The sequence below is a fragment of the Cellulosimicrobium protaetiae genome (assembly GCF_009708005.2).
Classification (GTDB): domain Bacteria; phylum Actinomycetota; class Actinomycetes; order Actinomycetales; family Cellulomonadaceae; genus Cellulosimicrobium; species Cellulosimicrobium protaetiae.
Genome location: NZ_CP052757.1, coordinates 2,050,590 through 2,075,082 on the forward strand (window position 1 = coordinate 2,050,590; position 24,493 = coordinate 2,075,082).

Consider the following 24,493-nt stretch of genomic DNA (forward strand, 5'->3'; position numbering starts at 1 on the left):
TTCCCCCGCACGCTGCGGGACGACGACGTCTCACCCCAAGGAGAGAAGGACATGCGACGTACACGAGCACTCCTGGCCGGCGCGGCGGTGGCCACGCTGTTCCTCACGGCCGCCTGCACGACCGACACCCCCACCGACTCCGGCGAGGGCGGCGAGACCTCGGCCGAGGAGAGCCCCGCGAGCGAGGAGTCCGGCGGTGCCGACTCCGAGTGGTTCGTGCAGGCGGACTACGACCGTCAGCTCGCCCAGCGCGAGATCGTGCCCGAGGGCCCGGCCGACCAGCCGTGGCTGCAGGCCATCGAGCCGGAGTACGTGGACACGGCCGAGTTCGCGAGCGCGGAGGGTGGCAACACGCTGTGCTTCTCGAACGCGTCGGTGTCCAACCCGTGGCGCGTGACCGGCTGGATCACGATGCAGCAGCAGGTCGACGTGCTCACGGCGGAGGGCGTGATCGGCGAGTTCCGTGTCTCGGACGCGGCGGACGACGACAACAAGCAGATCTCCGACATCCAGGCGTTCGTCGAGGCGGGCGACTGCGACGCGATCATCATCTCGCCGTCGACGACGGCGACCCTGACGCCGGCGGTCGAGGCCGCGTGCGAGTCGGGCAAGCCGGTCATCGTGTTCGACCGCGGCGTGAACACCGACTGCATGGTCACGTTCATCCACCCGATCGGCGGCTACGCCTACGGCGCCGACGGCGCCGAGTTCCTCGTCGAGAACCTCGACCCGGGCTCGAAGGTCCTCGCGCTGCGCATCCTGCCCGGCGTGGACGTGCTGGAGAACCGCTGGGCCGCGGCCGACAAGATCTTCTCGGAGTCCGAGCTCGAGGTCGTGGGCGCGGAGTTCACCGGTGGTGACGGCGCGAAGATCAAGGACATCGTCACGCAGTACCTGCAGCGCGGCGACGTGGACGGTATCTGGATGGACGCGGGCGACGGGGCCGTCGCGGCGGTCGAGGCGTTCGAGGACGCCGGCAAGCCCTACCCGGTCTTCATGGGTGAGGACGAGATGAGCTTCCTGCGCAAGTGGCAGGACACGGACATGACCGCCATCGGCGCCGTGTACTCGAACTTCCAGTGGCGCACCCCGATCCTCGCGGCGCAGATGATCTGGGCCGGCGAGCAGGTGCCGTCGGAGTGGGTCCTGCCGCAGGCGCCGATCGAGGCCGAGGAGCTGGACGCGTACCTCGAGGCGAACAAGGACATGCCGTCCCTGCACTACGCGAAGTTCGGCGGCGAGGACCTGCCCGGGTTCCCCGAGGCATGGACCGACCGCTGACCGACCGGTGACCGACCGGTGACGGCCGGCACCACCCGGACCTGACGGTCCGACGAACCACCCGGACCGGCCCAGAGGCCGGACCACCCAGGGGCCGCCCGGTCGCCGTCCGACCGGCCGGGCGCCCCGCCCGCCCGCCCGACGACGCGGCGCACCTCCCGTGCGGAGGTGCCCCGCGGCGTCGGGCACGCGGGCGGGAGGCCAGGCGCTCGGACCTGACGAGAGAGAGCGACGTGGCTCTTCCTTCCCCGACCCCGCCGCTGCGCCACCGCGCGCTCGGCGTCAACACCTGGGTCTGGACCTCCCCCCTCACCGACGACGCGCTGCGCGGCATCGCCCCGCGCGTCGCCGGGTGGGGGTTCGACGTGCTCGAGCTGCCCGTGGAGAACCCGGGCGACTGGGACCCCGCGACGGCCGCGACCGTCCTCGCCGACCACGGGCTCCGCGCGAGCGTGTCGCTCGTCATGGGGGAGGGCCGCGAGCTCGTCGCGACCGACACCGCGACGGTCCGCGCGACGCAGGACTACCTGCGGCACGTCGTCGACGTGGCCCGCACCGTGGGCGCGCCCGTCATCGGCGGCCCGGCGTACGCGTCGGTCGGGCGCACGTGGCGCCTCGCCCCGGCAGAGCGCGAGGCGGCGTACGCGGAGCTCGCCGAGAACCTCGCACCGGTCGTCGAGCACGCGATCGCCGCGGGCGTCGTCGTCGGGCTCGAGCCGCTGAACCGCTACGAGACGAGCCTCGTCAACACGGTCGACCAGGGCCTGGAGGTCGTGCGGCGCCTGCCCGCGGCAGGCATCGGGCTCATGCTCGACGTCTACCACATGAACATCGAGGAGACGGACCTGCCCGCGGCGATCGCCCGGGCGGGCGAGCGCATCGCGCACGTCCAGGTGTGCGGCAACGACCGTGGCGCACCCGGCACGGACCACCTCGACTGGCCCGCCCTCCTCGCGGCGCTCGACGCGACCGGCTACGACGGACCGCTCGTCATCGAGTCCTTCACGGCCGAGAACGCGACGATCGCCACGGCGGCCTCGATCTGGCGGCCGCTGGCACCGACCCAGGACGCCATCGCCCTCGATGGCCTCGCCTACCTGAAGGGACTGATGCCCACGCCGGAGCACCCGTAGCCGTAGTCGATCCACGACCGCAGCGCCGGCACGCCGCGGGATGACGATCATCCTTCCCGGACGAGGACGTCCGGGTCCGCACGTCATGCCCCTGGAGGCACCACGATGACCGCACGACGCCCACGCAGGGCGAGGTCCGTCGCGGCTCTGACCATCGGAGCGCTCGCGTTCACGCTCGCGCCCGTCACGATGGCCAGCGCCGCCGACGATCCCGTCCCCGCGGACGAAGAGCACAAGGTGCTCATCTTCACCAAGACCACGCAGTTCCGGCACACCGAGGCGATCACGCAGGGCACCCCGGTGCTCGAGGCGGCGTTCGCCGAGGTCGGCATCGCGTCCGACCACACGGAGGACTCGACGGTCTTCACCGACGAGAACCTCGCCCAGTACGACGCCCTGGTCATGTTCCAGACCTCGGGCGACCCCTGGAACGCGGAGCAGAAGAGCGCGCTGGAGCGCTACCAGCAGGCGGGCGGCGGCATCGTCGCCATCCACAACGCCACCGACATGCGCGGCAGCTACACGTGGTGGGACGACATGATCGGGGCGCTCATGCCCGGTCACGCCGCCACGGGCAACAGCCCCGGCCTGCCCGGCACGGTCCGTGTGGAGGACCGCACGCACCCGTCGACCGAGCACCTGGACCAGCGCTGGACGCGCGCGGACGAGTGGTACAACTTCTCGGCCAACGTCCGCGGCAGCGCGCACGTGCTCGCGACGATGGACGAGTCCACGTACGACGCGGGCGGCAACAAGATGGGCTACGACCACCCGATCTCGTGGTGCAAGCCCTACGACGGCGGACGCGCCTGGATGACGGGGATGGGCCACTTCGGGGCGCACTACACCCAGGAGCCCGACTTCGTGCAGCACATCGTGGGCGGTGTGCAGTGGGCCGCCGGCCTGGTCGAGGGCGACTGCGGCGGCACCGACTGGGGCTCGTTCGAGAAGATCGCGCTCGACTCCAACACGAGCGCTCCCTTCGGCATGGACGTCGCGCCCGACGGCCGCGTCTTCTACACCGAGCTCGTGCGCGGGCAGATCCGCGTGTACGACCCGCGGACCCAGAACACGACGACCGCCATCACCATCCCGGTGTACTCGGGCGGTGAGGACGGCCTCCTCGGCATCGCGCTCGACAAGGACTTCGCGACGAACGGGTACCTGTACCAGTACTACGCGCCCGCGAGCTCGAACGACTCCGACCCGGCGAACTTCTTCAGCCGCGTCTCGCGCTTCACGGTCACCTCGGAGGGCCCGGGCGCGACGGTCATCGACCCCGCGTCGGAGAAGGTCCTCATCGAGATCCCCGCGCGCCGCCTGCCGGACGAGCCGGGGCACACGGGCGGCGGCCTCATCGTCGACCACACGACCGGTGACCTCTACATCGGTGTGGGCGACGACGTGAACCCGCACTCGGAGCCGTCGGGCGGCTACGCCCCGCTCTCCGAGCGGGACGGGACGTTCCACGACGCGCGCGAGACCTCGGCCAACACCAACGACCTGCGCGGGAAGGTGCTGCGCGTCCACCCCGAGGCGGACGGCACGTACTCGATCCCCGAGGGCAACCTCTTCGACGAGGCCGCGGACGCGGGCGACAAGACGCTCCCCGAGATCTACGCGATGGGCTTCCGCAACCCGTTCCGGTTCACGATCGACCCGGCCACGGGCAACCTCGGCGTGGCCGACTACTCGCCGGACAACGGGTCGGACAACCCGAACAACCGCGGCCCCGCGGGCATCGCCGAGTGGAACCTCATCAAGGAGCCGGGCTTCTTCGGCTGGCCCCTGTGCATGGGGAACAACGAGCCGTTCCGCGACGTCGACTACCGCACGAACCCGGTGACGGTCGGAGACTTCTTCGACTGCGACGCACCGGTCAACGACTCCGTGCGCAACACGGGCCTCACGGAGCTGCCGGCCGCCCAGCCGGCCGACCTCTGGTACGGCTACCAGCGCTCGTCCGTGCCCGGCGTCATCAACGCCGGCGGCGGTCTCGCGCCGATGGGCGGACCGTTCTACCAGTTCGACCCGGAGCTCGACTCCGACACGAAGTTCCCCGAGTACTACGACGGCAAGCCCTTCTTCTACGAGTGGGCGCGCAACAAGATGTACTCGATCGACCTCAAGGACCCGGGCGCCGCGGCCGGCGTGACGGACGTCGAGAAGGTCAACCCGTTCCTCCCGCAGGAGCAGTTCCTCGCGCCGATCGACTCCAAGTTCGGCCCCGACGGCTCGATGTACGTCCTCGACTGGGGCGGCGGCTTCGGCCGCGACAACCCGAACTCGGGCCTGCACCGCATCGACTACCTGTCGGGCTCGCGCTCGCCGGTGTCGAAGCCGGTCGCGACGCCGGACTCCGGCATCGCGCCGCTCGAGGTGACGTTCGACGGGACCGCGAGCACCGACCCCGAGGGCGAGGAGCTCACGTACGCGTGGGACTTCGACGGTGACGGCACGACGGACTCGACGTCCGCCGCGCCCAGCCACACCTACACCGAGAACGGCGTCTTCGACGCGCGCCTCACGGTGACCGACCCCGCCGGCAAGGTGGGGACGGCCACGGTCCCGATCACGGTGGGCAACACGCGGCCCGAGGTCGACTTCGGCCTGCCGCCCACCGGCTCGTTCTTCAACTTCGGTGACGACATCACGTGGGACGTGTCCGTGACGGACGCGGAGGACTCCCCGGACGGCGACACGATCGACGACGAGCAGGTCATCATCCAGCCGGCGCTGGGCCACGACGCGCACGCGCACCCGTCCGAGCCGCTGCACGGCCGCACGGGCACCGTCGCGACGAGCCTCGGCGGCGGCCACGGCGAGGACATGAACGTCTTCTACGTGATCGACGCGCGCTACACGGACCGCGGCGGCGAGGGCGACGTGCCCGCGCTGACCGGCTCGGACACCACGCTCATCTTCCCGAAGAAGCGCGAGGCCGAGTTCCACGCTGCGTCCGACGGCACCACGACGGTCCCCAGCCGGGACGTCGAGGGCGGCGGGTCCGTCATCACGGGGTCCAACGGGTCCTGGGCGTCCTACGACCCGGTGAGCCTCTACGGCGTCGACGCCCTGACCCTGCGGGTCGCGGCGGCGGCGGAGGGCACGATCGAGCTGCGTCGCGACGCCGCCGACGGCGAGCTCCTCGGGACCGCGGAGATCCCGCAGACCGGTCTCGGCACGTTCACGGACGTGACCCTCGACGTCACGGACCCCATGGAGCCGTTCACGCTCTACGTGGTCTTCCCCGGTGAGGGCGAGCGTCGCCTCAACTTCATCGAGGCCGACGGCAAGGGTGTCTCCGGCACGACCCGTCCGAAGGTGCGCGTCACGTCCCCGGAGGCGGGCGTCCGCCTCGAGCAGGGCGAGATGACGGTCACCGCGGAGGCGGACGACACGGAGAACACCGTGACCCAGGTCGAGTTCTTCGTCGACGGCGAGTCGATCGGCGTCGACGAGTCGGCCCCGTACGAGGCCACGTGGAACCCGACGGCGGACAACTACTACGAGATCACCGCCGTAGCGACGAACGACAAGGGCCTGTACACGCGCTCGCGCGTCGTCCTGGCCCAGGTCGGTGACCTCTTCGCGGGGATGAAGACCTTCACCAACGCGAACGGGACGTTCGAGCAGCTCGCCGAGGGCAAGTACCTCATCACGTCGGGCGGCGCGAACATGTGGCAGGGCACCAACGAGTACTCGACCATCTACCGCGAGCAGGGCGCCGACGAGAACTGGTCGGCGACCGTCAAGGTCAACAGCCAGGGCAACTCGAACGGGGGCGCCAAGGCGGGCATCTTCGTCCGCAACGACGTCACGCAGACGGCGAACTCCCAGGGCTACGCGGCCCTCGGCATCCGCCCGGCCAACGGGTTCGAGTGGCTCCGGGGCAACGCGAGCGGCCAGCTCGCGACGTCGACGGCCGCCAGCTCGACGAGCTACCCCGCGTGGGTGCGTCTCGTCCGGGACGGCGACCTCTACACGGCGTACTGGAGCAAGGACGGCGAGAACTTCACGCAGATCGGGGAGCCGCAGGCCCTCCCGGGTGCGGCGTCCGTGCAGGACGTGGGCCTCTTCGTCACCGCGCACAGCTCCTCGGCCACGAGCGCCGTCGAGTTCCAGGACTTCGTCTTCGACGACGACCCCCAGACCGAGGAGCCCGGCGAGGAGACCCCGCCGCAGTGCCTCGCGAAGGCGTCGGACGAGTTCGACGGCGACGCGCTCGACCCGCGGTGGACGGTCGTCCGCCAGGCCGAGGGCCAGCCGATCACCGTCGCCGACGGCCACGCCGTCCTGCCGGTCGTGCAGGGCGACATCAACGAGGCCGTGACCGGGCCGATCAGCTACCTCGGTCAGCCCGCCCCCGCCGGGGCGTGGACGCTCGAGACCAAGCTCGACGTCCCGCTCGCCCGGCACTGGCAGCACGCCGGCCTCCTGGTCCACGTGAACGACGACGAGTACACCAAGCTCGCGTTCACCAAGAACCAGAGCGGCGCCCGCTTCCTCGAGTTCCAGACCGAGACCGCCGGGTCCCGGACGTGGCACGGCCAGACGGACGTCGCGGCGGACTTCCCGTCGACGATCCACCTGCGCCTCGTCTCGGACGGGTCCGCGATCACGGCGGCGTACTCGGCCGACGGCCAGGCGTGGACGGCGCTCGCCGGCTCCGCGCCCGTCAAGCCCGACGCGACGTTCGGCGTCATGGCGGGCGGCGACACGGCGACCGCGAACACGGTCGCGAAGGTCGACTACGTCCACGTCACGGGTGCCGAGCCCGACGACGGCGTGCGCGAGCCGAGCGACGAGTTCGAGGGCGACGCCCTCGACGGCTGCCGCTGGGACGCGGTCGTGCGCTACGACGGGTCGAAGGTCGCCGTCGCCGACGGCGAGCTGCGCATCACGACCCAGCCGGGCGACATCAACGCCGGCAACAACGGCGACCCGCGCAACTTCGTCCTCCAGAACGTCCCGGAGGGTGACTGGGTCGTCGAGACGCGGTTCAAGGCGCCGCTCGTGCACCGGTGGCAGCTCGCGGGCCTCATCGCGTACGGCGACGACGACAACTACGTCAAGGCCGACGTGCTCGCGAAGAACGCACCGGGCGCGGCGCTGAACCTCGGCGCCGAGCTCGTCTCGGAGAAGGGCGGCCAGTTCGGCAACGGCGGCAACCGCCAGCTCGAGCTCGCCGACTCGACCGAGTCGGGCTACTGGTACGTGCGCCTCGAGAAGGTGGGGACCACGTACCAGGGCTGGGTCAGCGACGGCGGGGTGAACTGGACGCCGCTCGGCGCCCCGGTCACCAACGACGCAGCGCTGACCACGGTCGGCCTCATGGCCATCGGCCCGGAGCAGGAGACGCCGGTCACCGTGGCGTTCGACTGGTTCCGTCTCACGACGGAGTCCGAGCCGGAGCCCACGGTCGACGTCGAGGCCACCGCCTCCGCCCGCTGCCTCGCGGGCAAGGCGTACCTCGCGGTGCGCGCGACGAACGCCGACGAGGCGCCCGTCGCGATCACCCTGACCACGCCGTTCGGCGCCAAGGAGTTCGGCGCGGTCGAGGTGGGCGGCAACGCCTACCAGTCGTTCGCGTCGCGCGCGACGTCGTTCGACGCGGGAACGGCCACGGTCACGGCGACGCTCGGCGACGTCACGACCGAGATCGAGGTGCCGTACGACGCCCTGAGCTGCGGCTGACGGCGGGCCGGTGACGGGCGACCCGCTCTCGTCACCGGCCACCCCCGCCGGCCCGGCCTCGCGGCCGGGCCGGCACACCGAGCGGGACGACCAGGGACAGGAGCGACAGGTGGCACAGCGCACCTCGGCAGGGACGCCGACGACACGGACACCGGCGGGAGGAGCCCGGAAGGGCTCGGGCCGTACGGGCGGTACGACGACGTCCCCGCGCTCCGGTCCCGCAGACCGGGGCGGTGCCGGCCGTCCCGAACCCCGGCCACCGGCGCGCGTCCGCGCGCGCCGGTGGTTCGTGGGCCTCGACCCCTGGCGCCGGGTGCTCCTGGTCCTCGCCGCGCTCGCCGTCGTGGCGGTGGTGGTCGCGCTCGTCGTGGTGCTGACCCGCGAGACGCCGGCCGCGACCGACGACGGGTTCGCCGTCGACCCCGCGCGCATCGCCGAGCTCGAGGCCGCGGAGGAGGCGCGCGACGCGGAGAACCTCGTCGCGTCGATCGATCACGCGCGGCACGTCCAGGCCGAGCTCGTCCCGGTCCTGCACGGACTCCACGCGGTGCTCCCCGTCGACGGGTCGAGCGCCGTCCCCGCCGACCCGGCGGACGTCGCGGAGTGGCGAGCGACGGTCGACGGCCTCGTCGCCGAGACGGAGGCGCTCCAGAGCGGCTCCTCCGAGCACAACATCGTCCGCAACGGGATGCTCACCTCGCTCCAGCTCGTCGGCGACACGCTCGACGCCGTCGACCTCGCGGCCGCCGCGGACACGAGCGACCCGACCGCCGCCCCCGACCTCTACGCCCTCGCCGGCGAGCTGCGCACCCGTGCCGTCGACACGTGGGGCCTCGCCGCGATCCAGCTCGACCTGCGGTCGACCACCGGGGGACAGGGGCACGTCCACGTCTTCCTGCCCGTGCACCCCGACGACTCGCTCGACGGCGGCATGGACCTCGGGCACGAAGGCGGTCCAGCGGACGACGAGGACGCGCACGCGGACCACGACCACTGACCGAACGGCGGCTCCGTGCCGGGGCCGCCCCACCGACCTCCCGGTCGGGCGCCCTCCGGGGTGCAGGCCGAGCCCGACCGGGACCTGACCGGAGCGCCCCGCGCGACGCCGCGCGGGCGCTTCGTGTCAGCTCCTCGCGAGCGCCATGACGACGTCGGAGTGCGTCTCGCCGCCGACCACGTACGTCCGCCCGCCGACGACGGCGAACCGGTGCTTGCGGTAGAACGCCTGCGCCCGCGCGTTGAGCCCGTTCGTGCCGAGCCACACGGGGAGGCCGGGCCCGAGCCGCGCCGCCGCCTCGGCCGCCGCCGTCATGAGCACGCCCGCCACGCCCGTGCCCTGGGCCGCGGGGTGCACGTAGATCTTCGAGAGCTCGACCGCCTCGCCCGGACCGACCGCTGCCGCGACGTCGGGGTCGTCCGGCTCGCCGCGGACGAGGAGCGCGTACCCGAGGGGTCCCGCGGCGCCGAGCGCCCCGCCGTCGCCGCTGCCGTCGACGTCGCCGACCGCGTCCGCGACGCCCTCCCGCACCGGCTCGACGAGCAGGAGCGCGTGCGCGGCGCTCGCGGCCCACGCCCGGAACCGCTCGGGCGAGAGCTGCGACGCGACGTGCTCGGCGATCGCCTCGGGCGACGTGCCCGGCGGGCACGCGAGCGGGAACGTGAGGGCCGCCAGCCCGGCGAGGGCGGGGGCGTCGTCGGCCGTCGCGCTGCGCACGCGCACGGTCGCGGGGACGGGGGAGCGGTCGTCGGGCATGCCGCGAATCTACGCCCCGACACCGAGGGCACGGTCGGTCTCCGCCCGGGCGCCGACGTGTTCCGGGCATGATGGTCGGGTGACGCGCATCGACCTGAACGCCGACCTCGGCGAGGGCTTCGGCCGCTGGACCCTCGCCGACGACGAGGCGCTGCTCGGCCTCGTGACCAGCGCGAACGTCGCGTGCGGGTTCCACGCGGGCGACCCGACGACGATGCGGACCGTCACGCGGGACGCCGTCGCCCGGGGCGTGCGCGTCGGCGCGCACGTGAGCTACCGCGACCTCGCGGGCTTCGGGCGCCGGTTCATGGAGGTCGACCCCGTCGAGCTTGCCGACGACGTCCTCTACCAGCTCGCCGCGCTCGACGGCCTCGCCCGGCTCGCGGGCGACCGGGTGCGCTACGTCAAGCCGCACGGGGCCCTCTACAACGCGATCGTCCACCACGAGACGCAGGCTCGCGCGGTCGTCGACGCGGTCCGCGCCTACGACCCCGCCCTCCCCGTCGTCGGCCTGCCGGGTTCCGCGGTCCTGCGCCTCGCCGAGGCCGTCGGGCTCCCGACGGTGCGCGAGGCGTTCGCCGACCGCGGCTACCTCCCGACGGGCGCGCTGGTCCCGCGCGGGCGACCGGGCGCCGTCGTCCACGACCGCGAGCAGGTCGCCCGGCGCGTCGTGGAGCTCGTCACCGTGGGCACGGTGGTGGCCGCGGACGGCTCGACGCTCCGCGTCGAGGCCGACTCGGTGTGCGTCCACTCCGACACTCCGGGCGCCGTCGAGCTCCTGGGTGCCGTGCGCGCCGCCCTCGAGGGCGCCGGGGTCGAGGTGCGTCCGTTCGTCGACGCCGGACCAGCCGGGCGCCCGCCCGAGGGCGCGGTGCCGTGACGGGTCCGGCCGGCGCCGTGCACGGGTACGGCGGGACGGCGCTCCTCGTCGACCTGCCCGACCTGGCGGCCGTGCGTTCGCTGCACCGCGTGCTCGCGGCCGACGTCCCGACCGGGGTCGTGGACGTGGTCCCGGCCGCGCGCACCGTCCTGGTGCGGTGCGCGGCGCCGGGCGACGTCGCCGCAGCGCGGGCCTGGGTCCAGGAGGCCCTGCTGCGTTCGGCGTCCGACGTCGCGCCTCCGCCGGTCGGTGCCGTGGTCGAGATTCCCGTGCGCTACGACGGTCCCGACCTGGACGACGTCGCCCGCTGGGCGGGGGTGAGCACCGAGGACGTCGTCGCCCGGCACTCCGGGCGCGAGTACGAGGCCGCGTTCGGCGGCTTCGCGCCGGGCTTCACGTACCTCGCGGGCGTCGACCCCGTCATCGCGGCCCCACGCCTCGCGACGCCGCGCACGCGCGTCCCGGCGGGGTCCGTCGCCCTCGCCGGGGAGCTCACGGCCGTCTATCCCGGCGAGTCGCCAGGTGGGTGGCGCCTGCTCGGACGCACGGACGCGCGGATGTTCGACGTCGACCGCGACCCGCCCGCTCTCGTCGCGCCCGGGGCGCGCGTCCGGTTCGTGCCGGTGCGGGCAGGCGCCTCGGCGGGGCGTCCGACGCCGGGCGGCGAACCGACGTCCGCGGTGTCGGACGCCATGCCGGGGGAGGGCCCCACGGTCCTGCGGCAGGGAGAGGCAACCGGGGCGAGGCCCGCGGTCGAGGTGCTCGCGACGGGTCCCCTCGTCCTGGTCGAGGACGACGGCCGCCCCGGACTCGCAGCGATCGGCGTCGGGCCGTCAGGGGCGGCCGACCGCTCGTCCCACGCGCTCGCGAACCGTCTCGTCGGGAACCCGGAAGATGCCGCGACCCTCGAGGTCACCCTCGGCGGGCTCGCGCTCCGGTTCCGGGGGACCGCCGTCGTCGCGCTCGCCGGCGCGGCGGTCCCGGCGGCGGTCGACGGAGCTCCCGTGGGCATGAACGCACCCGTACGGGTGCCCGACGGGGCGGTGCTGCGGCTGGGCCAGGCGGTGCACGGGCTGCGAACCTACGTCGCGGTCCGCGGCGGGGTCGTCCCGGACGCGGTGGCCGGCTCGCGGTCCCGCGACGTCCTCGCCGGGCTCGGACCCGACCCGCTCGTCCCGGGGGTGGTGCTGCCGGTCGGTGCGCCACCCTCGGGCTCGTGGCCTCCCGTCGCCGTCGCGCCGGTGCGGCACGTCCCGGGAGTCCTGCGTCCCGGTGAACGGGCGGGCGCCGTGCTGGAGGTGATCCCGGGCCCCCGGGGCGACTGGTTCCTCCCGGGGGCGTGGCACGCGCTGCGGGCGTTGCGCACCGTGAGCGCGGACAGCGATCGCGTCGCGCTCCGGCTGGACGGGCAGGCGGTCCCGCGTCGCGCGGGCGAGCTCGCGTCCGAAGGGCTGGTCCGAGGGGCGGTGCAGATCCCGCCCGACGGCCGGCCGGTCGTGTTCCTGGCGGACCGACCCGTCACGGGCGGCTACCCCGTCATCGGGGTGCTGCGCGAGGACGACGTCGATCGCGCGGCGCAGCTCCGACCGGGCGACCGGGTGGTGCTCCGGGCGGCGTGGTCGTCGTGACGCGGAGACGCCTCGCGGGGCGCTCCCCGGCCTCGACGGCCGAGCGTCGCGGCCCGGCACAGGACCGGCGACGGTGGACTGCTGACCTGGAGCGAGACCGGGACAGGGCCGGTCGCGGCGTGTGTGCCGGCTCACCCGGACCCGGCTTGACCCTGGAGCAACGGGCCACGTAGTGTTCTGGATGTCGGCCCGACAGGGAGGAACAGACACCGCCTCGAACGATCGAGGGTGGCTGGTCCCGGGGTCGAAACCCTTCCACTGCATGGAGTAGGATGCTCTCCTGCCCGCAACGAGGAAGACCACGGTGACAGGATCCCGGCGAACAGCCGGGGTTGAGTAGCCGAGGAAGACCTGGTAAGGTTGAAGGGTTGCCCCAAGCGAGGTTCTGCCCGGTCGGGTGGTGCTGAGTTGGTGTGTGTCGGTTGTTTGAGAACTCAACAGTGTGCTTGTTAGTCAATGCCAATTTTTGTCCCTGTGGCATGTCTGGTCGTCTTGCCCGTCCGGGTGGGGTGGTTGGTCGTGTCTGGGATTCCTTTGGTTGATTTCGGAAGATGATGTCATCTTTCGTGTTGATGCCAGTTTTTGTGAACCCTGTTGGGGTTCGCTTCGTATGGATTGTTCATCATCGGGTTTGTCCTGGTGGTGGGCGTTGTTCATTTACGGAGAGTTTGATCCTGGCTCAGGACGAACGCTGGCGGCGTGCTTAACACATGCAAGTCGAACGATGATGCCCAGCTTGCTGGGTTGATTAGTGGCGAACGGGTGAGTAACACGTGAGTAACCTGCCCTTGACTTCGGGATAACTCCGGGAAACCGGGGCTAATACCGGATATGAGCTACCCTCGCATGGGGGTGGTTGGAAAGTTTTTCGGTCAGGGATGGGCTCGCGGCCTATCAGCTTGTTGGTGGGGTGATGGCCTACCAAGGCGACGACGGGTAGCCGGCCTGAGAGGGCGACCGGCCACACTGGGACTGAGACACGGCCCAGACTCCTACGGGAGGCAGCAGTGGGGAATATTGCACAATGGGCGCAAGCCTGATGCAGCGACGCCGCGTGAGGGATGAAGGCCTTCGGGTTGTAAACCTCTTTCAGCAGGGAAGAAGCGCAAGTGACGGTACCTGCAGAAGAAGCGCCGGCTAACTACGTGCCAGCAGCCGCGGTAATACGTAGGGCGCAAGCGTTGTCCGGAATTATTGGGCGTAAAGAGCTCGTAGGCGGTTTGTCGCGTCTGGTGTGAAAACCCATGGCTCAACCATGGGCTTGCATCGGGTACGGGCAGACTAGAGTGCGGTAGGGGAGACTGGAATTCCTGGTGTAGCGGTGGAATGCGCAGATATCAGGAGGAACACCGATGGCGAAGGCAGGTCTCTGGGCCGCAACTGACGCTGAGGAGCGAAAGCATGGGGAGCGAACAGGATTAGATACCCTGGTAGTCCATGCCGTAAACGTTGGGCACTAGGTGTGGGGCTCATTCCACGAGTTCCGTGCCGCAGCAAACGCATTAAGTGCCCCGCCTGGGGAGTACGGCCGCAAGGCTAAAACTCAAAGGAATTGACGGGGGCCCGCACAAGCGGCGGAGCATGCGGATTAATTCGATGCAACGCGAAGAACCTTACCAAGGCTTGACATGCACGGGAAGCCACCAGAGATGGTGGTCTCTTTGGACACTCGTGCACAGGTGGTGCATGGTTGTCGTCAGCTCGTGTCGTGAGATGTTGGGTTAAGTCCCGCAACGAGCGCAACCCTCGTCCCATGTTGCCAGCGGGTTATGCCGGGGACTCATGGGAGACTGCCGGGGTCAACTCGGAGGAAGGTGGGGATGACGTCAAATCATCATGCCCCTTATGTCTTGGGCTTCACGCATGCTACAATGGCCGGTACAAAGGGCTGCGATACCGTAAGGTGGAGCGAATCCCAAAAAGCCGGTCTCAGTTCGGATTGGGGTCTGCAACTCGACCCCATGAAGTCGGAGTCGCTAGTAATCGCAGATCAGCAACGCTGCGGTGAATACGTTCCCGGGCCTTGTACACACCGCCCGTCAAGTCACGAAAGTCGGTAACACCCGAAGCCCATGGCCCAACCGTTCGCGGGGGGAGTGGTCGAAGGTGGGACTGGCGATTGGGACTAAGTCGTAACAAGGTAGCCGTACCGGAAGGTGCGGCTGGATCACCTCCTTTCTAAGGAGCTACCAACACTTCCCTGGCCGGCTTTGCTGGTGGGGGGTGTTCAGGTGCCACGCCATCGCCGTACGTGTGGTGGGTGGTTGCTCATGGGTGGAACATTGACGAAAGAGCGTCCTGGTCTTCGCTGGTGTCAGTACCTGCCGGCCTCCTGTCCTTCGGGGTGGGTGGTGGGTGGTGGAACATCGCTGGTGAGGGGTGGGGGGCTTGTCGAGCACACTGTTGGGTCCTCAGGTCACCGGCCACCGGTTGGTGGGGTGCCTGGTACGGGCCGGTCCTCGGATCACGAACCGCTTCGTCTGCTTCCCTTGGGGAGCTGGTGGGGTAGGCGGGTCCTGGTGGGGGTCGGGGTCGTTGGTTGTTTGAGAACTGCACAGTGGACGCGAGCATCTTTGTAAAGATCAAGACACACCTCTTGGGGTGTGGTTCTTGGTTCTCTGCAGTTTTGTTGTTTTTGTTGAAGTTTTTAAGGGCACAGGGTGGATGCCTTGGCACTAGGAGCCGAAGAAGGACGTTGTAGCCTGCGATAAGCCTCGGGGAGCTGGCAAACGAGCTGTGATCCGAGGGTTTCCGAATGGGGGAACCCCGCACGAGTCATGTCGTGTGACCCGCACCTGAATATATAGGGTGTGTGGAGGGAACGTCGGGAAGTGAAACATCTCAGTACCGACAGGAAGAGATATTCCGTGAGTAGTGGCGAGCGAAAGCGGATGAGGCCAAACCGGGCGCGTGTTAAAGCTGTCAGGCGTTGCGTGTTCGGGGTTGTGGGACCCTTCTGGTGGATCTGACAGTCCGCCGGGGAGTCAGAAAGTCGTGTCATAGTCGAACCGCATTGAAAGGCGGACCACAGACGGTGCGAGTCCGGTAGACGAAATGGTGCGGCCTCCCGAAGGGGATCCCAAGTAGCACGGGGCCCGAGAAATCTCGTGTGAATCTGGCAAGACCACTTGCTAAGCCTAAATACTACCTAGTGACCGATAGCGGACCAGTACCGTGAGGGAAAGGTGAAAAGTACCCCGGGAGGGGAGTGAAATAGTACCTGAAACCGTGTGCCTACAATCCGTTGGAGCCTCCTTGGCTGGGGTGACAGCGTGCCTTTTGAAGAATGAGCCTGCGAGTTAGTGCTCAGTGGCGAGGTTAACCCGTGTGGGGAAGCCGTAGCGAAAGCGAGTCCGAACAGGGCGCCCATAGTCGCTGGGTCTAGACCCGAAGCGAAGTGATCTAGCCATGGGCAGGTTGAAGCGCGGGTAAGACCGCGTGGAGGACCGAACCCACCAGGGTTGAAAACCTGGGGGATGACCTGTGGTTAGGGGTGAAAGGCCAATCAAACTTCGTGATAGCTGGTTCTCCCCGAAATGCATTTAGGTGCAGCGTCACGTGTTTCTTGCCGGAGGTAGAGCTACTGGATGGCCGATGGGCCCTACAAGGTTACTGACGTCAGCCAAACTCCGAATGCCGGTAAGTGGAAGCGTGGCAGTGAGACTGCGGGGGATAAGCTCCGTAGTCGAGAGGGAAACAGCCCAGACCACCGGCTAAGGCCCCTAAGCGTGTGCTAAGTGGGAAAGGATGTGGAGTTGCACAGACAACCAGGAGGTTGGCTTAGAAGCAGCCACCCTTGAAAGAGTGCGTAATAGCTCACTGGTCAAGTGATTCCGCGCCGACAATGTAGCGGGGCTCAAGTACACCGCCGAAGCCGTGGCATCTGCGCTCAACTCAGGCCTTCGTGGTCCAGAGGCGCAGGTGGGTAGGGGAGCGTCGTGTGGGCAGTGAAGCCGCGGGGGAACCCAGTGGTGGAGCCCACACGAGTGAGAATGCAGGCATGAGTAGCGAAAGACGGGTGAGAAACCCGTCCGCCGAATGACCAAGGGTTCCAGGGCCAGGTTAATCCGCCCTGGGTAAGTCGGGACCTAAGGCGAGGCCGACAGGCGTAGTCGATGGACAAGGAGTTGATATTCTCCTACCGGCGAAGAACCGCCCATACCGAGCCCGGTGATGCTAACCGTCCAAACCTGTCCGCCGGCCCTTCGGGGCCATGGGCAGGGGCGCGCGGGACCCGAACCGGTAGTAGGTAAGCGTATTAACAGGGGTGACGCAGGAAGGTAGCCCGGCGTGGCGATGGTAGACCACGTCCAAGGCTGTAGGCCGTCTGGTAGGCAAATCCGCCAGGCATACAGGCTGAGAGCTGACGGTGAGCGCACAAGCGCGAACTGGGTGATCCTATGCTGCCAAGAAAAGCCTCGACGCGAGGTTCTAGCCGCCCGTACCCCAAACCGACTCAGGTGGTCAGGTAGAGAATACTAAGGCGATCGAGAGAATCGTGGTTAAGGAACTCGGCAAAATGCCCCCGTAACTTCGGGAGAAGGGGGGCCCGAAGCGTGAACACCCTCGCGGTGGGAGCGTGGACGGCCGCAGAGACCAGGGAGAAGCGACTGTTTACTAAAAACACAGGTCCGTGCGAAGTCGCAAGACGATGTATACGGACTGACGCCTGCCCGGTGCTGGAAGGTTAAGAGGACGGGTCAACCCCTCGGGGTGAAGCTCAGAATTTAAGCCCCAGTAAACGGCGGTGGTAACTATAACCATCCTAAGGTAGCGAAATTCCTTGTCGGGTAAGTTCCGACCTGCACGAATGGCGTAACGACTTCTCCGCTGTCTCAACCGCGAACTCGGCGAAATTGCACTACGAGTAAAGATGCTCGTTACGCGCAGCAGGACGGAAAGACCCCGGGACCTTTACTATAGCTTGGTATTGGTGTTCGGTGCGGCTTGTGTAGGATAGGTGGGAGACTGTGAAGCCCGTACGCCAGTGCGGGTGGAGTCAACGTTGAAATACCACTCTGGCCGCTTCGGATGTCTAACCTCGGTCCGTGATCCGGACCAGGGACAGTGCCTGGTGGGTAGTTTAACTGGGGCGGTTGCCTCCTAAAATGTAACGGAGGCGCTCAAAGGTTCCCTCAGCCTGGTTGGCAATCAGGTGTCGAGTGCAAGTGCACAAGGGAGCTTGACTGTGAGACTGACAGGTCGAGCAGGGACGAAAGTCGGAACTAGTGATCCGGCGGTGGCTTGTGGAAGCGCCGTCGCTCAACGGATAAAAGGTACCCCGGGGATAACAGGCTGATCTTGCCCAAGAGTCCATATCGACGGCATGGTTTGGCACCTCGATGTCGGCTCGTCGCATCCTGGGGCTGGAGTAGGTCCCAAGGGTTGGGCTGTTCGCCCATTAAAGCGGTACGCGAGCTGGGTTTAGAACGTCGTGAGACAGTTCGGTCCCTATCCGCTGCGCGCGCAGGAAACTTGAGAAGGGCTGTCCCTAGTACGAGAGGACCGGGACGGACGAACCTCTGGTGTGCCAGTTGTTCCGCCAGGAGCACCGCTGGTTGGCTACGTTCGGAAGGGATAACCGCTGAAAGCATCTAAGCGGGAAGCCTGCTTCAAGATGAGGTTTCCATACCCTACGGGGTGAGAGGCACCCAGCAGAACACTGGGTCGATAGGCCGGACGTGGAAGCGGGGACGAAAGACCCGTGCAGCTGACCGGTACTAATCAGCCGACAACTTCAACACCAACACACTCTTGTGCTACGCGTCCACTGTGCGGTTCCCGAACCACCAACACCACACCCCCACGGGGTGCCCGAGTGTTGACAGGTTCACAGAGTTACGGCGGTCACAGCGAAGGGGAAACGCCCGGTCCCATACCGAACCCGGAAGCTAAGCCCTTCAGCGCCGATGGTACTGCCCTGGAGACGGGGTGGGAGAGTAGGACGCCGCCGGACAACCCTTCACCGAAGGCCCACCCCACACGGGGTGGGCCTTCGGCATATCCAGACCCCTTTTCACAGCCCCCCGGCCGGCCGAGACCGACCCGCAGTTCGCGAGACAGAACCGCGGCCACGCGAGACAGAACCGTGGTCGCGCGAGGTAGAACCGTGGTCGCGTGGGTGGGCGGGGTAGGTGGTGGTGCCGCGTCTACCATCCGCCGCTCGTTCCTCGCGGCTCCCGCCAGACCCAACCACGACGCGGCACCGCCACCCACCCCGCCCCACCTCGTCTCACCCTGGTCGCTGGTTGCCCGGGCGACTGCCCGCGGTGTCGGTCTCGCTGGTACATTTCCGCGGCCGTATCGCGCCGCTGCAGCTGGGGCGCGGGTCGCGTCACTGTCGCTCACCCCGGGTGTCCGCCCGCGTTGTCGGCTTCGCGAGCGGACCTCCCGCCGCTGCATCCGGTCGCCGTGAATCGGTGCCCACCGCCTTCCGCACTGCTGCGCCGCGGTACGTGAGTCGCTGAGCGGGTCGCCGTCGCGACTCGCGCTCGTGGGGGCGGCATCGTGTCGACCAGGTGGTTTCGGCTGCTCTGGATGCGTGCCGAGGCTTGTCGCCCGTTCGTCCTGCCAGGCCCGGCAGGTCGGCCCGTCCCCAGACCATGGTCGGCCGACGGCAGAGCGTCGCGGGTGGGCTCGGATGCGAAGGGGCGTCAGAGCGGCGCTCCAAGAACCCACGGCCGAAGAACCCGGGTGACGGCGCCGCAGCCCCGAGCACCGAGGCCACCCGCACCGCGGACCCGACCCCGCGGGCTTGAAGCCGGACCGCGCCCACCTTGCCGAACCACGGTTCTATCTCGTGCGACCACGGTTCTACCTCGTGCGACCACGGTTCCACCTCGCGTGACCGCGGTTCTACCGCGCGCGGCTGGGTTCACTCTTCGGCAGCACGGTCTCAGTCACATCCGCGTGCTCGGAGGTCGGCGCCGCGGTGGGTACGGCGTCGGTCGCCACTAGAATGGCCAGCATGTCCACCATCTCCCGTGACGAGGTCGCGCGCGTCGCCGCGCTGGCCCGCATCGATCTGCGACCTGAGGAGCTGGACCGGCTCTCCGGCGAGCTCGACGTGATCGTCGACGCCATCGCCAAGGTCAGCGAGGTCGCGACGCCCGACGTCCCTGCGACGAGCCACCCGCTCCCGATGACCAACGTCTTCCGGGACGACATCCCCGAGCCGCCGCTGCCGGTCGAGGACGTCCTCGCCGCGGCGCCGTCGGCCGAGGACGGGCGCTTCGCCGTCCCGCAGATCCTCGGGGAGGAGTGAGATGAGCGAGGACCTGACCCGACTGTCCGCCGCCGAGCTGGCGGAGGGGCTGACCGCACGCGACTTCTCGAGCGTCGACGCGACCCAGGCGCACCTGGACCGGATCGCCGCCGTCGACGGTGCCGTGAACGCGTTCCTGCACGTGAACGCCGAGGAGGCGCTCGCCACGGCGCGCGCGGTCGACGAGCGCCGCGTGGCCGGCGAGGAGCTGCACCCGCTGGCCGGCGTGCCGATCGCCGTCAAGGACGTCGTCGTGACCCAGGGCATGCCGACTACTGCCGGTTCCAAGATCCTCGAGGGGTGGGTCCCGCCGTACGACGCGACCCTCGTCGAGAAGATCCGTGCCGCGGGGCTGCCGATCCTCGGCAAGACGAACATGGACGAGTTCGCCATGGGGTCGTCGACCGAGCACTCGGCGTTCGGCAACACGCGCAACCCGTGGGACCTCGACCGGATCCCCGGCGGCTCTGGCGGCGGTTCCGCCGCGGCGGTGGCCGCGTTCGAGGCGCCGCTGGCGATCGGCACGGACACCGGCGGCTCGATCCGTCAGCCGGGTGCCGTGACGGGCACCGTCGGTGTGAAGCCGACGTACGGCGGAGTCTCGCGCTACGGCCTCATCGCCATGGCTTCGTCGCTCGACCAGGCGGGCCCCGTGACCCGTACGGTGCTCGACTCCGCGTTGCTGCACGAGCTGATCGGCGGCTACGACGCGCGCGACTCGACGTCGATCCCCGGCCGGGCGCCTGCGCTCGTCGACGCCGCCGTGCAGGGCGCCACGGGCGACCTCACGGGCCTGCGCGTCGGCGTCGTCAAAGAGCTGAACGGCGAGGGCTACCAGGAGGGTGTCAGCGCGCGGTTCGCGCAGTCGCTCGACCTGCTGCGGGGGCTGGGCGCGGAGATCGTCGAGGTCTCGTGTCCGCACTTCGAGTACGCCCTCGGCGCGTACTACCTCATCATGCCGTCGGAGGCGTCGAGCAACCTCGCGAAGTTCGACGGCATGCGCTTCGGCCTGCGCGTGGAGCCCGAGGAGGGCCCCGTGACCGCGGAGCGCGTCATGGCCGCCACGCGCGGGGCGGGCTTCGGCGACGAGGTGAAGCGTCGCATCATCCTCGGCACGTACGCGCTGTCGGCGGGCTACTACGACGCCTACTACGGGAGCGCGCAGAAGGTCCGCACGCTCATCCAGCGTGACTTCGCCGCTGCGTTCGAGCAGGCGGACGTGCTCGTCTCCCCGACGGCGCCGACCACGGCGTTCCGGTTCGGCGAGAAGCTCGACGACCCGCTGGCGATGTATCTCAACGACGTCGCGACGATCCCCGCGAACCTCGCGGGCGTCCCGGGGATGTCGGTCCCGGCGGGGCTGTCGGACGACGGGCTGCCCGTCGGGTTCCAGATCCTCGCGCCGGCCAAGGCCGACGACCGCATGTACCGGGTGGGCGCCGCGCTCGAGTCCGCGCTCCTCAGTGCGTGGGGCGGGCCGCTGCTCGACCGCGCGCCGGCGCTGCCCACGGCCACCATCGAGAAGGAAGGCCAGGTCGGATGACCGCCACGACCGTCGACCTCGTCGACTACGCCGACGCCACGCGCCGCTACGACCCCGTCATCGGGATCGAGGTGCACGTCGAGCTCGGCACGCTGACCAAGATGTTCTGCCCGGCGGAGGTGAGTTTCGGCGCCGAGCCGAACACCCAGGTCACCCCGGTCTCGCTCGGGCTGCCGGGGGCGCTGCCGGTCGTCAACGGCAAGGCCGTCGAGTACGCGATCCGCATCGGGCTCGCGCTCAACTGCCAGATCGCCGAGACCTGCCGGTTCGCGCGGAAGAACTACTTCTACCCGGACGTCCCGAAGAACTTCCAGACGTCGCAGTACGACGAGCCCATCGCGTACGACGGGTGGATCGACGTCGAGCTCGAGGACGGGACCGTGTTCCGTGTCGAGATCGAGCGCGCGCACATGGAGGAGGACGCCGGCAAGAACACGCACGTCGGCGGTGCCACGGGCCGCATCCACGGTGCCGAGTACTCGCTCGTCGACTACAACCGTGCCGGCATCCCGCTCGTCGAGATCGTCACGCGTCCCATCACGGGCGCGGGCGACCGCGCTCCCGAGGTGGCGCGCGCCTACGTCCAGACGCTGCGCGACATCTTCCGGGCTCTCGACGTGTCGGAGGCACGCATGGAGCGCGGCAACGTGCGCGCGGACGTGAACCTCTCGCTGCGCCCGACGCCCGAGTCGCCGCTGGGAACGCGGACGGAGACGAAGAACGTCAACTCCTTCCGTTCCGTGGAGCGGGCGGTCCGGTACGAGGTCTCGCGTCAGGCGGCCGTGCTCGACGCCGGTGGAACCGTGATCCAGGAGACGCGGCACTGGCACGAGGACACCGGCATCACGACGTCGGGGCGCGTGAAGTCCGACGCGGAGGACTACCGCTACTTCCCGGAGCCTGACCTGGTCCCGGTCGCGCCGCCGCGCGAGTGGGTCGAGGAGATCCGCGCCGGGCTGCCGGAGCTCCCGGTCGCGCGTCGTCGCCGTCTCCAGGGGGAGTGGGGCTACGCCGACGCGGAGATGCGCGACGTCGTCAACGCGGGGGCGATCGACCTCATCGAGGCGACCGTCGCTGCGGGGACCAGCGCCGCCGGGGCCCGCAAGTGGTGGATGGGCGAGCTCGCCCGGCGCGCCAAGCAGGACGAGGTCGCGCTCGAGGCGCTCCCTGTCACGCCGGCGCAGGTCGCCGCGCTCCAGGGGCTCGTCGACGCCGGTCGCATCAACGACAAGCTCGCCCGCCAGGTCCTCGACGGCGTCCTCGCCGGCGAGGGTGACCCGGAGGCGGTCGTCACGGCGCGCGGCCTCGAGGTCGTGTCCGACGACGGCGCGCTCGTCGCCGCGATCGACGAGGCGCTCGCCGCGCAGCCGGACGTCGTCGAGAAGGTCCGGGGTGGCAACCTCGGCCCGGTCGGTGCGATCATCGGCGCCGTCATGAAGGCGACGCGCGGTCAGGCGGACGCCGGCCGCGTGCGCGAGCTCATCCTCGAGCGGATCGGCTGACGGCGTGACGCGCGGACCGGTCCTGCTCGGGGAGATGGTGCGCCTGCGCCCGATCGAGGCGCGGGACGCCGACCGCATGTGGGAGTCGCTGCAGGACCCGGAGTCGAACAGGCTCACGGGGACGACGGCGGCCTTCACGCGCGACCAGATCGACGAGTGGTCGGCGACGATCAGCGACCGCGACGGCCGGTACGACTGGGCGATCACCGCGGGCGCGGTGCGTGACGGTCAGCTCGTGAGCGACGAGATGATCGGCGAGATCGTGCTGAACGACCTCGACGAGGACGCCCGCTCGGCGAACCTGCGCCTCGCGCTGCTCCCGAACTACCGGGGTCGCGGCTACGGCCGTGAGGCGATCTTCGAGGTGCTGCGGTTCGCGTTCGAGGGCGCGACCGACGTCGAGGGGGTCCGCCACGAGGGTCCGCGGCTGCACCGGGTGAGCCTCGACGTGCTGAGCATCAACCCGCGCGCCCGGATGCTCTACGAGTCGCTGGGCTTCCGCGAGGAGGGCCGGCTGCGCGACGTGTACCGCGACGGTGACGGCTGGGCGGACGCGACGGTCATGAGCATCCTCGAGGACGAGTTCCGGGCGGGACTGGGCGCGTCCTGAGCGCGGGAGGTCTCGCGTCGACCGACACGGGAGGGCCCGGCAGCTGCTGCTGCCGGGCCCTTCGTCGTTCCCGCAGCCCGAGGGGACGCTCGACGTCGGACCGCACGCTCCGCCGGGCGCGGCCCCAGGCGTCGGCGCGGCGCGGGGCCCGCGTCGCCGTCCTGGCGGTCGGCGCGACGTGCGGTGATGTCGTCGACGCGGGACCGTGGTTGACATCACCGCGGGGCACGACGTACATTCATAAGACGGAAACAAACTTCCGAGATGTGGAATCACAACGTAGGCCAGGTCGCGTCGGACACGTGCCGACCGGCCGGACGTCGAGAGGGACACGCAGCGATGACGCTGGACGAGTTCAACCGGTTGTCGCCGTCGGAGGCGCGCGACGCGCTCCTCGCGTGCGCGCACGTGACGCGCTGGGCCGACGCGGTCGCTGCCGGGCGCCCGTACGCGAGCGTCGACGCGGCTGCCGACGCCGCCCTCGCCGCGGCCGACCCCTGGACGGACGAGGAGGTCGACTCGGCGCTGTCCCGCCACCCCCGGATCGGCGAGCGCGCGCAGGGGGACGCGGCGGACGCGAGCATGTCGCGGTCCGAGCAGTCCGGCGTCGTCACCTCCGACGACGACGTCCAGCGCCGGCTCGCCGCGGGCAACCGGGCGTATGAGGAGCGGTTCGGGCACGTGTTCCTCATCCGGGCCGCCGGGCGCAGCGCCGAGGAGATCCTCGAGCAGCTCACCGAGCGTCTCGGCAACGACGCCGGCACCGAGCGGGCGAACGCCGCCCGCAACCTGCGCGAGATCGCCGCGCTGCGACTGAAGGGAATGCTGGTCGCATGAGCACCCACGCCAGCCACATCACCACGCACGTACTCGACGCGGCCAGCGGTAGGCCCGCCGAGGGGATCACCGTCCGCCTGGAGGCGGCTCCGGAGATCGCGGACAGGACGACGGGGCAGGGCTGGTCCCTGGTGGCGTCCTCCCGCACGAACGACGACGGTCGCGTGCCCGAGCTCGGGCCCGAGACCCTCGTCCCCGGTACGTACCGGCTCGTGTTCGACACGGCCGAGTACTTCGACCGGCGAGACACCGTGTCCTTCTACCCGGAGGTCGTCATCGTCTTCCGGGTGGCGAGCGCTGAGCAGCACTACCACGTCCCCGTCCTACTCAGCCCGTTCGCCTACTCGACCTATCGAGGGAGCTGA

Annotated in this window: 13 protein-coding genes and 3 rRNA genes; 15 read left to right on the top strand and 1 reads right to left on the bottom strand. The window is 69.5% G+C overall.

Features of this window, described 5'->3' with window-relative positions; translation table 11 throughout:
- Positions 1 to 51: 51 nt before the first annotated feature.
- From FIC82_RS08610 to FIC82_RS08625, 4 genes are all read left to right on the top strand, one after another.
- Positions 52 to 1,281, top strand: coding sequence for a substrate-binding domain-containing protein (locus FIC82_RS08610; protein WP_154798279.1), 1,230 nt, complete (start codon positions 52 to 54; stop codon positions 1,279 to 1,281).
- A 233-nt stretch (positions 1,282 to 1,514) separates the two neighbouring features.
- A complete protein-coding gene (locus tag FIC82_RS08615) occupies positions 1,515 to 2,414 on the top strand; it encodes a sugar phosphate isomerase/epimerase family protein (RefSeq protein WP_253691639.1) in 900 nt (299 codons plus the stop codon).
- 105 nt (positions 2,415 to 2,519) lie between these two features.
- Entirely contained in the window at positions 2,520 to 8,111 is a 5,592-nt protein-coding gene (locus FIC82_RS08620; RefSeq protein ID WP_154798280.1) for a ThuA domain-containing protein, read from the top strand.
- Positions 8,112 to 8,400: 289 nt separating this feature from the next.
- The gene (locus FIC82_RS08625; protein WP_154798281.1) at positions 8,401 to 9,108 is read left to right on the top strand and encodes a hypothetical protein; all 708 of its coding nucleotides are present in this window, start codon (positions 8,401 to 8,403) and stop codon (positions 9,106 to 9,108) included.
- 126 nt (positions 9,109 to 9,234) lie between these two features.
- Here the strand turns inward: FIC82_RS08625 and FIC82_RS08630 are convergent, their stop codons facing one another.
- Positions 9,235 to 9,864, bottom strand: coding sequence for a GNAT family N-acetyltransferase (locus FIC82_RS08630; RefSeq protein ID WP_154798282.1), 630 nt, complete (start codon positions 9,862 to 9,864; stop codon positions 9,235 to 9,237).
- A gap of 79 nt (positions 9,865 to 9,943) precedes the next feature.
- Between FIC82_RS08630 and FIC82_RS08635 the strand changes: the two genes are divergently transcribed.
- The 11 genes from FIC82_RS08635 to uraH all read left to right on the top strand — a co-directional run bounded on the left by FIC82_RS08635 (position 9,944) and on the right by uraH (position 24,493).
- On the top strand, positions 9,944 to 10,744 hold the full coding sequence (locus tag FIC82_RS08635) for a LamB/YcsF family protein (RefSeq protein WP_253691642.1): 801 nt from the start codon (positions 9,944 to 9,946) through the stop codon (positions 10,742 to 10,744).
- Positions 10,741 to 12,372 (top strand): 5-oxoprolinase subunit B/C family protein, encoded by a 1,632-nt coding sequence (locus FIC82_RS08640; RefSeq protein ID WP_253691645.1) that lies wholly within the window; start codon positions 10,741 to 10,743, stop codon positions 12,370 to 12,372. The genes FIC82_RS08635 and FIC82_RS08640 overlap by 4 nt, the downstream gene beginning before the upstream one ends.
- A gap of 656 nt (positions 12,373 to 13,028) precedes the next feature.
- Positions 13,029 to 14,550: ribosomal RNA gene (locus FIC82_RS08645) — 16S ribosomal RNA — on the top strand.
- Positions 14,551 to 15,009: 459 nt separating this feature from the next.
- A 23S ribosomal RNA gene (locus FIC82_RS08650) occupies positions 15,010 to 18,116 on the top strand.
- A 95-nt stretch (positions 18,117 to 18,211) separates the two neighbouring features.
- Positions 18,212 to 18,328, top strand: a 5S ribosomal RNA gene (gene rrf / locus FIC82_RS08655).
- The 16S, 23S and 5S rRNA genes sit together here, the layout of an rRNA operon.
- Positions 18,329 to 19,339: 1,011 nt before the next feature.
- On the top strand, positions 19,340 to 19,636 hold the full coding sequence (gene gatC / locus FIC82_RS08660) for an Asp-tRNA(Asn)/Glu-tRNA(Gln) amidotransferase subunit GatC (protein WP_047232578.1): 297 nt from the start codon (positions 19,340 to 19,342) through the stop codon (positions 19,634 to 19,636).
- A 1-nt stretch (position 19,637) separates the two neighbouring features.
- The gene (gene gatA / locus FIC82_RS08665; protein ID WP_154798284.1) at positions 19,638 to 21,179 is read left to right on the top strand and encodes an Asp-tRNA(Asn)/Glu-tRNA(Gln) amidotransferase subunit GatA; all 1,542 of its coding nucleotides are present in this window, start codon (positions 19,638 to 19,640) and stop codon (positions 21,177 to 21,179) included.
- Positions 21,176 to 22,681: an Asp-tRNA(Asn)/Glu-tRNA(Gln) amidotransferase subunit GatB gene (gene gatB, locus FIC82_RS08670; RefSeq protein ID WP_154798285.1), complete on the top strand. Its 1,506-nt coding sequence runs from the start codon at positions 21,176 to 21,178 to the stop codon at positions 22,679 to 22,681. Before gatA ends, gatB begins: the two co-directional genes overlap by 4 nt.
- A 4-nt stretch (positions 22,682 to 22,685) precedes the next feature.
- A complete protein-coding gene (locus tag FIC82_RS08675) occupies positions 22,686 to 23,291 on the top strand; it encodes a GNAT family N-acetyltransferase (protein WP_253691647.1) in 606 nt (201 codons plus the stop codon).
- A 339-nt stretch (positions 23,292 to 23,630) separates the two neighbouring features.
- Entirely contained in the window at positions 23,631 to 24,128 is a 498-nt protein-coding gene (uraD, locus tag FIC82_RS08680) for a 2-oxo-4-hydroxy-4-carboxy-5-ureidoimidazoline decarboxylase (protein WP_154798286.1), read from the top strand.
- On the top strand, positions 24,125 to 24,493 hold the full coding sequence (gene uraH / locus FIC82_RS08685) for a hydroxyisourate hydrolase (protein WP_154798287.1): 369 nt from the start codon (positions 24,125 to 24,127) through the stop codon (positions 24,491 to 24,493). The genes uraD and uraH overlap by 4 nt, the downstream gene beginning before the upstream one ends.